This window comes from Lacticaseibacillus kribbianus, from assembly GCF_020180945.1.
GTDB lineage: Bacteria > Bacillota > Bacilli > Lactobacillales > Lactobacillaceae > Lacticaseibacillus > Lacticaseibacillus kribbianus.
This window is the reverse complement of record NZ_JAIPUL010000001.1, coordinates 608,019-621,398: the sequence shown is the minus strand read 5'-3', so window position 1 is coordinate 621,398 and position 13,380 is coordinate 608,019. Positions and strand designations below refer to the sequence as shown.

At 62.4% G+C, this 13,380-nt stretch carries 13 protein-coding genes and 1 tRNA gene; 4 read left to right on the top strand and 10 right to left on the bottom strand.

Features of this window, described 5'->3' with window-relative positions; genetic code table 11:
* The first annotated feature begins 180 nt into the window (after nucleotides 1–180).
* Nucleotides 181–1,422, top strand: coding sequence for an ISL3 family transposase (locus LE416_RS02915; RefSeq protein WP_225046665.1), 1,242 nt, complete (start codon nucleotides 181–183; stop codon nucleotides 1,420–1,422).
* Nucleotides 1,423–1,510: 88 nt separating this feature from the next.
* Here LE416_RS02915 and LE416_RS02910 read toward each other — a convergent pair whose 3' ends face one another.
* From LE416_RS02910 to LE416_RS02900, 3 genes are all read right to left on the bottom strand, one after another.
* Nucleotides 1,511–1,963, bottom strand: a complete 453-nt coding sequence (locus LE416_RS02910; RefSeq protein WP_225046992.1) for an arginine repressor — start codon at nucleotides 1,961–1,963, stop codon at nucleotides 1,511–1,513.
* 11 nt (nucleotides 1,964–1,974) lie between these two features.
* The gene (gene argS / locus LE416_RS02905; protein WP_225046991.1) at nucleotides 1,975–3,657 is read right to left on the bottom strand and encodes an arginine--tRNA ligase; all 1,683 of its coding nucleotides are present in this window, start codon (nucleotides 3,655–3,657) and stop codon (nucleotides 1,975–1,977) included.
* 251 nt (nucleotides 3,658–3,908) lie between these two features.
* Nucleotides 3,909–3,979 (bottom strand) — tRNA-Gly (locus LE416_RS02900).
* A 175-nt stretch (nucleotides 3,980–4,154) separates the two neighbouring features.
* On the opposite strand from LE416_RS02900, the gene LE416_RS02895 reads away from it, so the two are divergent.
* Together LE416_RS02895 and LE416_RS02890 are read left to right on the top strand one after the other, a co-directional pair.
* The gene (locus tag LE416_RS02895) at nucleotides 4,155–4,541 is read left to right on the top strand and encodes a hypothetical protein (RefSeq protein WP_225046990.1); all 387 of its coding nucleotides are present in this window, start codon (nucleotides 4,155–4,157) and stop codon (nucleotides 4,539–4,541) included.
* Nucleotides 4,542–4,698: 157 nt separating this feature from the next.
* Nucleotides 4,699–5,637 carry a dihydroorotate oxidase gene (locus tag LE416_RS02890; RefSeq protein ID WP_225046989.1) on the top strand — a complete coding sequence of 313 codons (939 nt, stop codon included), beginning with the start codon at nucleotides 4,699–4,701 and terminating at the stop codon, nucleotides 5,635–5,637.
* 81 nt (nucleotides 5,638–5,718) lie between these two features.
* Here the strand turns inward: LE416_RS02890 and sdaAA are convergent, their stop codons facing one another.
* From sdaAA to LE416_RS02865, 5 genes are all read right to left on the bottom strand, one after another.
* Nucleotides 5,719–6,585: an L-serine ammonia-lyase, iron-sulfur-dependent, subunit alpha gene (gene sdaAA / locus LE416_RS02885; protein ID WP_225046988.1), complete on the bottom strand. Its 867-nt coding sequence runs from the start codon at nucleotides 6,583–6,585 to the stop codon at nucleotides 5,719–5,721.
* A 9-nt stretch (nucleotides 6,586–6,594) separates the two neighbouring features.
* Nucleotides 6,595–7,263 (bottom strand): L-serine ammonia-lyase, iron-sulfur-dependent subunit beta, encoded by a 669-nt coding sequence (gene sdaAB / locus LE416_RS02880; RefSeq protein ID WP_225046987.1) that lies wholly within the window; start codon nucleotides 7,261–7,263, stop codon nucleotides 6,595–6,597.
* A 365-nt stretch (nucleotides 7,264–7,628) separates the two neighbouring features.
* A complete protein-coding gene (locus LE416_RS02875) occupies nucleotides 7,629–8,309 on the bottom strand; it encodes an adaptor protein MecA (protein WP_225046986.1) in 681 nt (226 codons plus the stop codon).
* Between the two features lie 201 nt (nucleotides 8,310–8,510).
* Nucleotides 8,511–8,909 carry a transcriptional regulator Spx gene (gene spx / locus LE416_RS02870; protein WP_225046985.1) on the bottom strand — a complete coding sequence of 133 codons (399 nt, stop codon included), beginning with the start codon at nucleotides 8,907–8,909 and terminating at the stop codon, nucleotides 8,511–8,513.
* Between the two features lie 239 nt (nucleotides 8,910–9,148).
* Entirely contained in the window at nucleotides 9,149–9,886 is a 738-nt protein-coding gene (locus LE416_RS02865; RefSeq protein ID WP_225046984.1) for an MBL fold metallo-hydrolase, read from the bottom strand.
* A 59-nt stretch (nucleotides 9,887–9,945) separates the two neighbouring features.
* On the opposite strand from LE416_RS02865, the gene LE416_RS02860 reads away from it, so the two are divergent.
* Nucleotides 9,946–10,533 (top strand): hypothetical protein, encoded by a 588-nt coding sequence (locus LE416_RS02860; RefSeq protein WP_225046983.1) that lies wholly within the window; start codon nucleotides 9,946–9,948, stop codon nucleotides 10,531–10,533.
* Here LE416_RS02860 and LE416_RS02855 read toward each other — a convergent pair.
* Nucleotides 10,530–12,551, bottom strand: a complete 2,022-nt coding sequence (locus tag LE416_RS02855; RefSeq protein ID WP_225046982.1) for an FtsX-like permease family protein — start codon at nucleotides 12,549–12,551, stop codon at nucleotides 10,530–10,532. The genes LE416_RS02860 and LE416_RS02855 overlap by 4 nt on opposite strands.
* Nucleotides 12,535–13,305, bottom strand: a complete 771-nt coding sequence (locus tag LE416_RS02850) for an ABC transporter ATP-binding protein (protein ID WP_225046981.1) — start codon at nucleotides 13,303–13,305, stop codon at nucleotides 12,535–12,537. The genes LE416_RS02855 and LE416_RS02850 overlap by 17 nt, the downstream gene beginning before the upstream one ends.
* Between the last annotated feature and the right edge of the window lie 75 nt (nucleotides 13,306–13,380).

The window sequence follows — 13,380 nt, the reverse complement described above, 5'->3', positions numbered from 1 at the left end:
GGCCGAGTGCACTTGGCTGCGCAGGCGTGCTTTTACGGGGTCTACACTTTCTGGTGTTGGAGAATTCCAACGCCGAGAGTGTAGACCTTTTTTCAATAACAGCGCAAAATAAAAGGGCACCATCTAGCACCCGTTCTTCGCTCCAAGCGACCAAACCTAAAACAAAGCGAGGTATTAGTGATGTCCAACCTTGATTCTACGCTCTCTGTCCTGGGATTGCCATACGAGAACATTCATGTAACCGCAGTTTACGACGGCTACCGAGGCCGGGGCAAGCGGCGCCTTCAGTACCACGTCATTGCGTGTGATCTCACTTACCACCGCGATACTTGTCCTCACTGTGGTGAAGACGCGTTGCGACCTAACGGTCATAAGGCGACACACATCCGCATTCAATCACTCAGTCAACTTCCAACGCTTCTTGAGCTTTCCAAACAGCGCTGGCTCTGCTCGGCCTGCCATCGTACCTGTTCCGCAGAGACACCGCTTGTGGCCTACAATGACACGATTGCCCACTCAATCAAGCAAACAGTCCTACAGCTTGCCAGGCAGTCCCTCCCCGAAGCAGTGATTGCCAAAAATACGGGTATCTCTGCAGCGACAGTTCGACGAGAACTCAAGTCCCATCTCCACCATCGCAGTCGCCCGGAGTTGCCGACCAACCTATGTTTTGACGAGTTTCGATCAACTCAGAATATGATGTCCTTCATCTGTATTGATGGCGATACCCATCGATTGGTGAAGCTTCTTGGCGACCGTCTGAATAAGACTATCAAGGACTTCTTTCTTGCCAACTACTCCACGGCAGAACGCGCCGCCGTTCAGACCATCACAATGGACATGAACGCCTCCTACCAAGCTTTTATCCACCAAGTTTTCCCCAATGCCCAGCTCATCATCGATCGCTTCCATATCGTTCAGTTGCTCGGTCACGCGGTGGACACTGTGCGCGTCGCAACGCTTAAGCAGCTCGACGACAAAACGAGCCGAGTCTACCGTATTCTTAAACATCAGTGGCGGCTCTTCCACAAGGCCGCACCGGACGCGATACACACCAAATACATGCGTGGGCTGAACGAGCATATCACGGAACAGGGCGCCCTAGATGTGGCGTTCACCGCCAACCCTCGGTTGGCCACAGTATGCGAAACCTACCAAGCGCTTCACGATGCCTTGATGGGCCACAATCCGCGGCGGTTGTGGCAGTTACTTGAACACTACGAGTCAACCGGAACCGAAATGGACACCGCAATCCGCACGCTCAAATCGAACCAGGCTGGAATTCTGGCGGCAGCGGACAGTTGGCGTTCCAACGGTCCACTTGAAGGGATTAATCGCAAGATCAAAGCGCTCAAGCGATCGTGCTATGGATTCAGAGACCAAGCTCACTTCTTCGAGCGGATCTACCAGATTATCGCATAAATAACAAAAGAGCCCCTCCAAAGAGGAACTCCCAGAAAATATCAAATTATTCTTCAACACCAGTTGACGCAGAGCCCTTTTACGTTGGTCAGGCGAACGCCTTTTGGTACTGGGTGTTGAACCAGATGGCAGCCTCGACGCTCGGGCTGATCACCACGATGGTGTCATGCCCGGCGACAGTGCCGACCACCTGCGGGAAATTGATCTCGTCGAGAATCGCCGCCAGCAGGTTGCCGTTGCTCGGCAGCGTCTTGATCACGTTCAAGAATTCGACGCGGGTAATGCCCAAACCGACCTCGCGAATCGAGTCGCCCAGCCGCTCGAGCTGGGACTCCGAATCGCCGCGGTACAGGGTGTAGCGCACGGTGCCGGTGGCGTCTTGCGCCTTGACCACGCGCATCTCGCGGATGTCGCGGGAGATGGTGGCCTGCGTTGCGTCGATGCCGGCCTCGCGCAGGGCCGTCAGGAGTTCGTCCTGGGTGCCGATGGCCTTTTGGTTGATGATTCGCGCCAACGCCGTTTGTCGCTCCGTCTTGTTCATGCGCGCACCGCCTACATCTCGGCCGGTGCGGCGACGCCCAACAGCGCGAGGGCGGCGGTCAGCACACTCGAGGTGGCCTTGACCATCGCCAGGCGGGCCGGCAGCTCGGCGTCATCGACCAGCACCTTGGTGTTGACGTAGTACTTGTTGAACGCCTTGGCCAGGCGCAGCGCGTACTTGGCGATGATGGACGGCTCGTAGGCCTTGGCCGCGCGGGCGACGACGTTCGGGTAATCGCCGAGCAGCTTCAACACGTCCCAGGCGGAGGCGTCGGTCAGGGCCACCTCGGCGGCCGGCTGCACCGCCGTCTTGCTCAGGATGCTGTTGGCGCGAGCGTTGGTGTACTGCACGTAAGGACCGGTCTCGCCCTCGAAGCGGACGACCTCCTCGAGGTTGAAGTCGAAGCTGTCCAGCCGCTCGTTCTTCAGGTCGTGGAACACCACGGCGCCGACGCCGACCTGGTGGGCAACCTCATCCGCGTTGGCGAGGTCCGGATGCTTCTCCGCAATCTGCTTTTTGGCCAGCGCAATCGCGTCGTTCAGGACCCGCTCAAGCAAAATGATATTGCCCTTGCGCGTCGACAGCTTCTTGCCGCCGGAGGTGATCAGGCCGAACGGAATGTGGTGAATGTCATCGGCCCAGTCGTAGCCCATCTCCTTGATGACGGCCTTGAGCTGGTCGAAGTGCTCGCGCTGCTCGCCGCCCACGACGTACAGGGACTGCACGAAGTCGTACTGCTGGTGGCGGTAGAACGCCGCGGCTAGGTCGCGCGTCATGTACAGCGTGGCGCCGTCGGACTTCTTGATCAACGCCGGGTTGAGGTCGTAGGCGCTCAGGTCGACAATCTCGGCGCCCTGACTCTCCTTGAGCAGGTGCTTGTCCTCAAGCTCCTGCACCACCGCGTCCATCTTGTCGTTGTAAAACGCCTCGCCGTTGAACGAGTCGAAGGACACCCCCAGCATGTCGTAGATGCGGGTGAACTCCTTGAGCGACTCATCGCGGAACCACTGCCACAGGGCGTGGACCTCTTGATCGCCGTCCTCCAGCTGCTTGAACACCGCACGCGCCTGGTCGTCGAGCGACGGATCCTTTTCCGCCTCCTCGTGGAACTGCACGTAATACTTCACCAAGTAGTGGATCGGGTCGCGGCGCACGTCGGCCTCGGAGCCCCACAGGCGGTAGGCCACGATCAGCTTGCCGAACTGGGTGCCCCAGTCGCCGAGGTGGTTGATCTTGATCGGGCTGTAGCCGACCTTCTTGAGGATGTTGGCCAGCGCGTTGCCGATTACGGTGGAGCGCAGGTGGCCCATGCTCATCGGCTTGGCGATGTTGGGGCTGCTCATGTCGATCGGCACGTTGCCCGCGCCCAGCGTCTGGTCGCCGTAGTGGGCCGGGTCGGCCGCGATGGTCGTCAGCACGCTGTGCGCGTAGCTGACCTTATCCAGGAAAAAGTTGACGTAGCCACCGACCGGCCGCACGTCCTGGAATGGGGTCGCGTCGATCTTGGCCACCAGGTCTTCGGCGATCGCCTTTGGGGCCTTGTGGTAGAGCTTGGCCAGCGCGAACGTCGGAAAGGCGTAGTCACCGAGGTCCGAGGTCTTGGGCACCTCGATGGCGGCCGTGATGTCCGCCGCCGAAAGATCTGCGCCAAGGGCCGCAACCAGCGCGTTGACGACATTTTGCTTAAAGTTCATCTGTTTTCCTCCTCAAAAAAAGACCCATCCCTTCCAATGCCACATTGAAAGAGACGAGTCACCCCGCGGTACCACTCTTGTTGGCGCATGCGCCCACTCACGTATTCTGCTGTGCCTCGACTGCGCGCCCCCTGGCGGAAGGACCGCTTGCACCAGCCGCGGCCTCACTGGACTTCCACTCAGGCTTCCTCAGTCTCACCGGCCGGGATGACCCGTGTAACAAAAAACTGGCGCCTTCGCACCAGTCCAAAAGCGGTTGACGAGAATCGAACTCGCGACGCCAGCTTGGGAAGCTGGAGTTTTACCACTAAACTACAACCGCAACAACATCAATGAGTATACCGAAGCGCCGCCCGCTTTGCAAGCCGCTGGCGGAAAAAAACGCCAAAACGCGGCCGCGAAAGTTAAGCCGGTGGCCAATAATTAAAATGTCTTAATAACTTGCACAGTCTTTTTAACCGCGTTATAATGTTACAGAATGAAAGGATGGGACCCCGATGGTTAAGACGACCAGAAGATACTACTTTGCGGCCCGCAACGCGAAGACGCCGCACGGCTACGAGATCAACTTTGTGAACATTCCCCACGCCCAGGCCGTTGGCGTCACCTACGAGGAAACCGTCTACTACGCGTACCGCGTGCTAGCCGACTTCCTGCTGCACCTGCCGGAAGACGCCGACCTGGCCGACTACACGCTCCACCAGATCCCGGTCAGCGAGGACGAGAACGTCTTTTACTCGCTGGTCAGCGCCACGCCGGACTTCGATCCGCACAAGATGATGACGGACTTCACGCTGTCCCAGGCGGCGCCGCTCGAGATTCGCCGCCAGGCCGACCGCATTGCGCGCCTGGTCGCCCACGCGCGCGACCTCGCAGCACTGTAATTTCCGAACATTAAGCACCACCTTTCGCCGCTTTTTGGCGGGACGAACGCGATTACCGCGCGGTTTACCGTCGCCGGTTCGGTTTTTTGTAGCCAAACCGGCTTTTTTGTGTTTTAATGGCCAAAAAGGGTCGCACACACAAAAAGGAGTGGCAATCGTGGTTAACCTACACACATCGATCGGCAAGTTTCAGTTCAACAACCCGTTAATGAACGCAAGCGGCGTGCACTGCATGACCGCCGCCGAGCTCGACGAGGTCGCCCAAAGTCCGGCGGGCACCCTGGTGACCAAAAGCGGCACGCTTGAGGCCCGCGCCGGCAACCCCGAGCCGCGGTACGCGGGGCTGGCGCTTGGCTCCATCAACTCGATGGGCCTGCCGAATCTCGGCTACCAGTACTACCTGGACTACGCCGTCGCCTTCCAGGCCGCACACCCGGATCAGCCGATTTTTCTCTCCATCGCCGGCACCGGCCCGGCCGACTACCAGCAGATGGCGGAGGCGATTCAGGCCAGTGCCTTCACCGGCCTGACGGAGTTCAACCTGAGCTGCCCGAACGTCCCCGGCAAGCCGCAGATCGCCTACGACCTCGACACCACCGCGCGCATCCTGGACGACCTGTTCAAGGTGTTCAAGAAGCCGGCGGGCATCAAGCTGCCGCCGTTCTTCGACCTCGCCCAGTTCGACGCGATGGCCGACCTCTTGAACCGCTATCCGCTGACCTTCATCAACTCGATCAACTCGCTGGGCAATGGTCTGGCGATCGATCCGGCGACGGACACCGCGCTGATCCGGCCCAAGGGCGGCTTCGGCGGTATCGGCGGCGCCTACGCCAAGCCGATCGCGCTGGCCAACGTCCGCGCCTTCCGTGAGCGCCTGCGCCCGGACATCGCCATCATCGGCACCGGCGGCGTGACCTCCGGCAGAGACGTCTACGAGCTGATCCTCTGCGGCGCCAGCCTGGTGTCTCTGGGCACGGTGCTTCAAAAGGAGGGCCTGCCCGCCTTCGCCCGCCTGACCGGCGAGCTCGAGGCCGAGATGACCGCCAAGGGCTACGACGCCATCCCCGACTTCAAGGGGGCGCTCAAGACCCTGTAATCCACCTCTTCAAACGCAAACTGGCCGGTCCAACTTCCCTGCCGAGAAGTTGGACCGGCCAGTTTTGTCTTGTCTTGCGACCTAATCGCCGAAAATCTTGTGCCGAATCGCCTTGCCGGTCGGCGTGGCGGCCAGGCCGCCCTCGGCCGTCTCCTTGAACACGGACGGCATCAGCTTGCCGACCTGGTCCATCGCGGCGATCACCTCATCGGGTGGAATCACCGAGCGCATCCCCGCAAGCGCCATGTCTGCACTGACGAAGGCCTGGCTGGCCCCCATCGCGTTGCGCTTGACGCAGGGTACCTCGACCAGCCCGGCGACCGGATCGCAGACCAGCCCCATCAGGTTGGCCAACGACATCGCGACCGCCTGGGCGGCCGTGTCGGCGGAGCCGCCGCGGGCGCAGACCAGGGCGGCGGCCGCCATTGCGCTGGCCGAGCCGACCTCGGCCTGGCAGCCCCCCTCGGCCCCGGCGATACCGGCGTTGTTGGCGATCACCAGCCCGAACGCGCCGGCGGTGAAGAGAAAGTCGATCTGCGCCTCGCGGGTGAGATTAAGCCGCTTGGTCGCCGCCAACAGGCAGCCCGCGACCACCCCGGCCGAGCCGGCCGTCGGCGTCGCGCAGATCAGGCCCATCTTGGCGTTGACCTCGTTGACCGCCACCGCGTTTTGAACCGCCTCGAGCACCGTGTCGCCGAGGAAAAAGTCCCCGCGCTCGAGGTAGCCGTGCAGCCGCTTGGCGTCGCCGCCGGTCAGTCCGGTCACCGAGCGCACCCCCTGGATGCCCTCTTCAATCGACTGGGCCATCACATCGAGGTTGTGGCCCATGATGGCGCGAATCTGCTCCGACGTGCGGCCGCTGGTCTCGGCCTCCTGGGCCACCATGAAGGCGGCCACCGACGGGTAGGCGGCGCTTTTTTCGACTAACTCAGAAATGGTGTAAAACATGGCACCCTCCTACTCGAAGTACGTGACGTTGTCGACGTGCGGCAGCGCCTTGAGCTGCGCCACGAGGTCCGGCCGGCGGTCATCGACCTCAATGATCATGATCGCCTTTTCGCCCTTGGACTCGCGCGTGACCGTCATCGTCCCGATGTTCACCGCCGCGGCGCTGAAGACGTTGGTGACGGCGGCGATCATGCCCGGCACGTCCTGGTGCACGGTGATGAAGGTCGGCGTGCCCATCGCAAGCGAAATCTTGAAGCCGTTGATCTCGGAAATCTGGATGTTGCCACCGCCGATCGACACCCCGAGCACGGACAGCCGGTGGTCACCCTTTTGCAGGATGATGCGCGCGGAGTTCGGGTGGTCGACCTTGTCGCTCTTGGGCACGAAGGCCACCTTGATGCCGGCCTCGTGGGCCAGGCGCAGCGAATCCGGCAGCCGCCGGTCGTCCGGGGCCATGCCCAAAAGGCCACCGACCAGCGCGATGTCGGTGCCGTGCCCGCGGTAGGTCTTGGCGAAGGACTCGTAGAGGTAGATGTCGACGCGCTCCGGCTGCTCGCCGAAAATGTTGCGCACCACCTTGCCGATGCGCGCGGCGCCGGCGGTGTGCGAGGAGCTCGGCCCCACCATCACGGGGCCGATGATGTCAAACACGCTGTGAAACCGGACTTGTTTTTCCATGACTCACCCATCCTTTTGGCCGGCGAAACCGGCACACATCAATGCATTCCAAACGCTGGCCCAAGTGCGCCGCACTCCGCCCTGGTATCGTCGGGTTCCGCGCGGCAGCGGCCACTCGTCTAGCTTAGGTCGGACACTGGGCCACCGGTCCACTGCCCACCCTGGCGCTGGCCGCTGGCCCAAGTGCGCCGTGCGCCGCCCTGGTTTCGTCGGGCTACGAAGCACAACGCGGACTCGGCTAGCGACGCACCAGCCGCCGAAGCCAAGTGCGCTTCAGCGCCCGGCGCTAGGTTATCCGTCCCGCTAAGCCCGTGCTTCTTCGCCCTGGTAACAAAAAGCCGCGGCGCTGGCGTCGCGGCGGTTGCCTACTTGAAGTAGTAGCGGCCCGTTTCCAGGGCACTGGTCGGCATCAGAAGCTTGCCGTACTCGGACAAAACGGCGCTTGAGATCGCCGCCTTGTCGCCGTACTCCAGGGCCACGGCAATCTGGTCCTTCGCGTCCTCCGGGGTGACGTGGTTGGGGTAGAAGCTCAGCACCAGGTAGTAGCGGTCGTTGTAGCTGTAAAGGTCGCTCGACGCGCCTTCAAGCCTAAGCACACGCGCCAGGCCGATGAACGCCTCGAAGTCCTGAAGCTGCAAGACCAGCTCCTCTTTGCCCTCGTCGTTGACGGAGATGTAGCTGCCCTCGTCTTGGGCATCGCGGTCCGGCGTGTCCAGCTGGTTGAGCTGGTCGCGGATGAAGTCCGGCACCGAGACGTCGGTTGCGTCCGCGTCCTGGTCGTCGTCATCATCAGCTTGATCGTCGTCTTGCTGGGAGCGGCTGATCAGAAGCTCGAGCCCGGACTGGCTTGGCATCACCTGGAAGGTGACGGCCGAGTCGGTCGAGAAGCTGTGGTCTTGGTCCACCTCGTCGAGAATACTGTAGAAGAAGTTTTCAATCTGCTTGTGGTTGCCCAGCAGGTCCAAAACCGTGATCCCGCGGTCGGCAAGGTCGTCGTTTCCAAGTAAGACGCGAATCGTGTTGTCGTTGATGCGTTCCATTTTCATATGACTGCACCTCACTTTGTCAGCAAATATGGCGACTCTGAAAGTCCCATCGTCTCGACATTCTACGCGTCCCAGTACCAGAATGCAAGCGTTCCACTGACTAAAACCAAGTGGTTGCCGGGCGCGAACACCGCCTTGCGCAGACAGCAAAACAGCACCGACAACCGGAAGTGTCGGTGCTGCAGCCCGGGCTCGGTGCGGTCAAAAGCCCGCAAGAAGCTGGGCCTGCTGAAGCTCGACGGCGCGCACCTCCCGCGGCAGGAAGCGGCGCATCTCGTCCTCGTTGAACCCCACCTGAAGGCGCTTCTCGTCCATGATGATCGGGCGGCGCAGCAGGCCCGGGTGCGCGACCACCAGCGCAATCAGCTGGTTGGTGGTGAGCGCCTCGAGGTCGAGGTTGAGTTCAATGAAGGTCTTAGACCGAGTGGAAATGATTTCGGCGGTGCCGTCCTCGGTCATCGCCATGATGCGCTTGAGTTCCTCCGGCTGCAGCGGATCCGCCACCACGTTGCGTTCCTGGTAGGCGATGTGACGGGCGTTCAGCCACAGACGGGCCTTGCGGCAGGACGTGCAACTCGGGGATGTGAATAACAGGATCATCGCGATCGCTCCAATCTATACGGGTCGAATCAACTTGGCTACCCATTAATTATAAAGGATTGAAGTAAGCGTAAACAATCACATTTGAAAAATAATTTTTTCCAAAGTGTCGTCGCCCGGTCGTTCGCCTTAGCAATCGTTCCCCGGGTTATCGCGCAGTGCGACGGCCGATCCGGAACGAATGCGCGGATTGAGTCTCCTGCCAAGACATGGATAAAAACCGTAAAATAATTTTTATCTTAAATGTTTATTACTTTTTCTGTGGAAGCCAGCGTCACCAGCACACTGCCGGCCGCCGCCTGCGCCTCGCGCTGCAGCTGCGCCAGGTCACTTTCCTGCGGCAGGTGGGTCAACAGGAGCGCGGCGGCCCCGGCGTCCTTGGCCAGCTGACCCGCCTGCGTCGAGGTCAGGTGCCACATCGGCGCCGGGTGTTCGGCCAGGAAGTTGGTGTCGGCCATCAGCAGGTCGGCCCCTTTGGCGAAGCCGGCCAGTTCCGGGAAGGCGCGCGTGTCGCTGGTGTTGACCAGCACGCGGCCGGTGCCGGCCTCCTCGATGCGCACGGCGAAGGCCGGCACCGGGTGCTGCGTCTCAAGGAAGGTCAGCGTCAGCGGGCCAAGCGTCAGCGTGGCATCCGCGGTGTAGCCGACACCACGGGTGAAGTCGCCGAACGTCAGGGCCGCGAAGTTCAGCGGGTCCTTGGTGTGGCCGTACACTGGCAGCGGCAGCACCTTCTTGGCCCCCGAGTGCAGCTGGTAGTAGTACTGCAGCACGCCTAGGTCGGCGGCGTGGTCGTGGTGGTAGTGCGTCAAAAGCACCGCGTCGAGGCTTCGCGGATCGCAGACGGCCTCAAGCGCAAGCAGCGCGCCGCTGCCGCAGTCCATCAAAAGGCGGTAGTCCCCGCTTTCGACCAGGTACGCGCTGGTGCCGACACCGTGGTCGGGATAGCCGCCGTAATAACCCAGAATCGTTAATTTCATCGCTTTGATTTCCCCTTTCCAGAATGAAAGCGTGTTAGACTAAGTGTGGAGGTGGTCTTATGACCAGTAAAGTTCAAATGATTCTTGGGACAAGGTACTACCTGCTGCAGCTGATGCACAAGCACGACCAGCCGATGCTGCTGCTCGACGGCTTGGTGAAGGGCCAAAACAGCGCGCTGCTGGATCCCAGCGGCACGGTGCCCTTCGCCGCCCCGATGCGCGGCACCGTGCTCGCGCACAACGGCGTGCAGCCCAAGGAAGGCTTCGCGCACGTGATGTACTTCAAGCTGAGCAAGGACGATGCGCCGATCTTTGCGGCCGAGGCCAAGAAGCTTGTGGAGCAGGCCGACCGGCTGTCCGGGCTTGAGGGCATGTGGCTGCTGCAGACGGAGAGCAAGGTGATCGAGTACGTGCTGCTGTCGTTTTGGCAGGAGCGCCTCGACGTCTTCGCCGCCAAGGGCACACCGCTGTTCGCCAAGGTGCTGCCCTTCGCCAAGGTGGCCAGCCACGGCCTCGGCTTCCACGAGGCGGCCTACTCGATCAGCGACCCGAACAAGCCCGAGCCCGACCCGGCTGACGAGAACGCCAAGCCGGACAAGCGGCCGGTGACGCTGACCGATCTGTTCCGCAAAGCGCCGACCGCCTAGCGACTGCGGGCGCTTGCAGCCAGGGCCAGCCGCACGGTGAGCGCGGCGAAGGCCAGGTACACCGCGGCGAACACCGCGATCACCAACACCACGGTGCCGACACCCGGGTCATCCAGCATGATGCCGATCAGGCGCACCACCAGGCCGGTGTTCACGGTGCCAAACACTAGGGGCAGCGCGAACACCGCCAGGGTCTCCTGCCACAGCACCCGGCGCAGCACCGCGTCGGGCATGCCGAGCTGGCTCAGCGTGACCGCGTCGCTTTCGGTCTGCGTCTTGACCAAAAGCTGCTTCATCAAGAGGATGCTGGCCGTGGCCAGCAGGAACACGAAGCCGGTCAAAACGGCGATGAACAGGCCGAGCCCAAAGGTCGCGTTCATCACCTTCACCATCGGCCGCCTCAGGTTAACCGCACTTCGCGACAGCTGCGCGCGCGCTTGCGCCGTCTTGCTGACGCGGAGTGCGGTTTTGCCTGCAAGCGCGGCCTTGCCGAACGACACGTAATCCTCGGTGTCCTGGTTGTCCAGCGACGTTAGGTAGCGCCCCACCGCCTGCGCCGAGCCCAGCGTGTAGCCGTGCAGCACGTCAAGCGGGGCCTTCAGCTTGGCGTAGGTGCGGTTGCTGACCACCAGCGCGCGGTCGAAGTAGGCATCTGCGCCCAGCGGGTAGCGGCTGGTGGTCTGGACAACCGACAGCCGGGTCTTGGTTCGCGGCAGCCGCACCCACCAGTCGTCGCGCTGGCGCATCCAGGTGTTTTGAAGCAGCGCACGGCCGTACACCACCATCAGGGCCTGATCGTCCTCAAGCGGTGCCCGGGCCGGCAGCGTGGCGTCTCGGCGCCGCATCGCGTTGTAGCTGCTTTGGGCCATCACATTGTAGATGGTGAAGTCGTTGGTCGTGGCGTCCACGTTCACGCTGTCCAGCTCGCCTGCGACCAGCTTGGTCTCAAGCGCGACGTGTCCGCGCACCCAGGCCGGCTTGACGCCGGCCATGAAGGACTTTTGCCCGTGCGCCGACACCACGGCGTCCATGGCAATCGACTGGCGCACCGTCTGCTGCGAGAACTGGTAAAGCATCGCCCCGGACCCCAGCACCGTCATGGTCAGGGTGGCCAGCATGGTGGTGAGAAACAGCGACTGGCTGTTGGTGCGCAGGCGCTTGCGCAGGTCGACGACGGTCAACAGCGCCCCGGCGGACAGCCGCAGCCGCGTGCGGCTCAGCGCAATCATCAGCACCGGCAGCGTGGTGCGAAACATCAGGTAGGTGCCGATCAGCCCGGCCAGGATGATGCCGCCCCACAGCGCGGCCATCGCCGCGCCGCTGTCCAGCCGAAAGGTCCAGGGAATCAGGTTGTAGGCCCTGACGTAGGCGCCGCCCAAAAGCAGCAGGCCCAAGATTGCCCATACCACCCGCCAGCCGCTCAGAGGCGCGAGCGTCGTGTCCTGACCGACGCGCCACAGCGGCCGCCGAAGCGGGCTAGCCGTGACGTACAGCGCGTTGATCGCGCCGAGCACCAGGTAGACCAGCAGAAACAGCGCGGTCAGCTCAAGCGCTGCGCGCGGCGACCACAGCAACCCCGACACGATGCGCAGGCCCATCAGCCGCACCAGCCCCATCACGAAGAACTTGGACAACAGCACCCCGAGCACCAGCCCGACGCCGATGGCCGCGGCGCCCTGAATCAGCGCCTGGACGATCAGGCTGACCCCGATGCGCCGCGCGGACAGCCCGAGCAGCCGGTACACCCCGATCTCGCGGTCGCGCCGCGCGACCAGGATCGCGTTCATGTAGAGGAGAAAGACGATGGTGAAGATCAGGATCACCACCACGGTCACCACCAGGAACGCGGGCACCATGTCCGGCGTCAGTGCCCCGGCGTCGAGCTTGGCCATCAGCGCCACGTTTTCCGTCATCGCAAGCACCGCGTAGAGCACGGCGATGATCGCGCCACCCATCAACGCGAACAGCACAGTGGTGGTGGCGTGCCGCCTGAGGTCGCGGCTAATCAGCTGTCGCACGGTGCCGCCCTCCCCCGTTGATGGTTGCCTCCATGTCGATGATGCTGTTGAAGAACGCCTGCCGGGTGCCGTGCCGCGTCACCTCGGCGAAGTACGCGCCGTCGCGGATGAAGATGATGCGGTTGCAAAAACTGGCGGTGAACGCGTCGTGGGTGACCATCAGGATAGTCACGTCCTCCTCCAGGTTCAGCCGGGTCAGGTACGACAAAAGCTCGGTGGCGGCCATCGAGTCCAGGCTGCCGGTCGGCTCGTCGGCCAGAATCAGGCTGGGCTTGCCGAGCACCGCGCGCGCGGCGGTCACCCGCTGGCGCTGGCCCGCGCTGAGCTGATCCGGGTAGCGCCCGAGCAGCCGCTCCAGGCCAAGCGTCTGCGCCACGTGGGCCAGCCGCTCGTCGAGGTCCTTGGGCCGCGGCGGCACGAAGGTCTGCGGCAGGGTGATGTTGGCGGCCACGGTGAGGTCCGGCAGCAAGTTGTACTCCTGAAAGATGAAGCCCAGCTGGGTGCGGCGGTACGCCGCGGCCTGCGCCTCGTTCATCGCAGAGAGCGCCGAGCCGGCCACCCACACCTCGCCGCTGGTCGGCGTGTCGATGGTCGCCAGCATGTTGAGCAGCGTCGACTTGCCCGCGCCGCTTGGCCCCATGATGCCGACGAACTCACCGTCGTCGACGCCAAAGCTCAGGTCGTTCAAGGCCGCCACCCGGTTGAAGCGGTGGCCGTAGATTTTCGTCAGATGTTCCGCACGCACGACGCGCATTCGTCTGCCCCCTTCACGCCGAAAAATCCGGCATCTCCCTCTATTCTAACAGACTTGTCTCAAACTTGTTTTACC

Coding starts and splice junctions, on each gene's coding strand:
- LE416_RS02915 (WP_225046665.1), top strand. CDS start 181: ATGTCCAACCTTGATTCTACGCTCTCTGTCCTGGGATTGCCATACGAG.
- LE416_RS02910 (WP_225046992.1), bottom strand. CDS start 1,963: ATGAACAAGACGGAGCGACAAACGGCGTTGGCGCGAATCATCAACCAA.
- argS (WP_225046991.1), bottom strand. CDS start 3,657: ATGAACTTTAAGCAAAATGTCGTCAACGCGCTGGTTGCGGCCCTTGGC.
- LE416_RS02895 (WP_225046990.1), top strand. CDS start 4,155: ATGGTTAAGACGACCAGAAGATACTACTTTGCGGCCCGCAACGCGAAG.
- sdaAA (WP_225046988.1), bottom strand. CDS start 6,585: ATGTTTTACACCATTTCTGAGTTAGTCGAAAAAAGCGCCGCCTACCCG.
- sdaAB (WP_225046987.1), bottom strand. CDS start 7,263: ATGGAAAAACAAGTCCGGTTTCACAGCGTGTTTGACATCATCGGCCCC.
- LE416_RS02875 (WP_225046986.1), bottom strand. CDS start 8,309: ATGAAAATGGAACGCATCAACGACAACACGATTCGCGTCTTACTTGGA.
- spx (WP_225046985.1), bottom strand. CDS start 8,909: ATGATCCTGTTATTCACATCCCCGAGTTGCACGTCCTGCCGCAAGGCC.
- LE416_RS02865 (WP_225046984.1), bottom strand. CDS start 9,886: ATGAAATTAACGATTCTGGGTTATTACGGCGGCTATCCCGACCACGGT.
- LE416_RS02860 (WP_225046983.1), top strand. CDS start 9,946: ATGACCAGTAAAGTTCAAATGATTCTTGGGACAAGGTACTACCTGCTG.
- LE416_RS02850 (WP_225046981.1), bottom strand. CDS start 13,305: ATGCGCGTCGTGCGTGCGGAACATCTGACGAAAATCTACGGCCACCGC.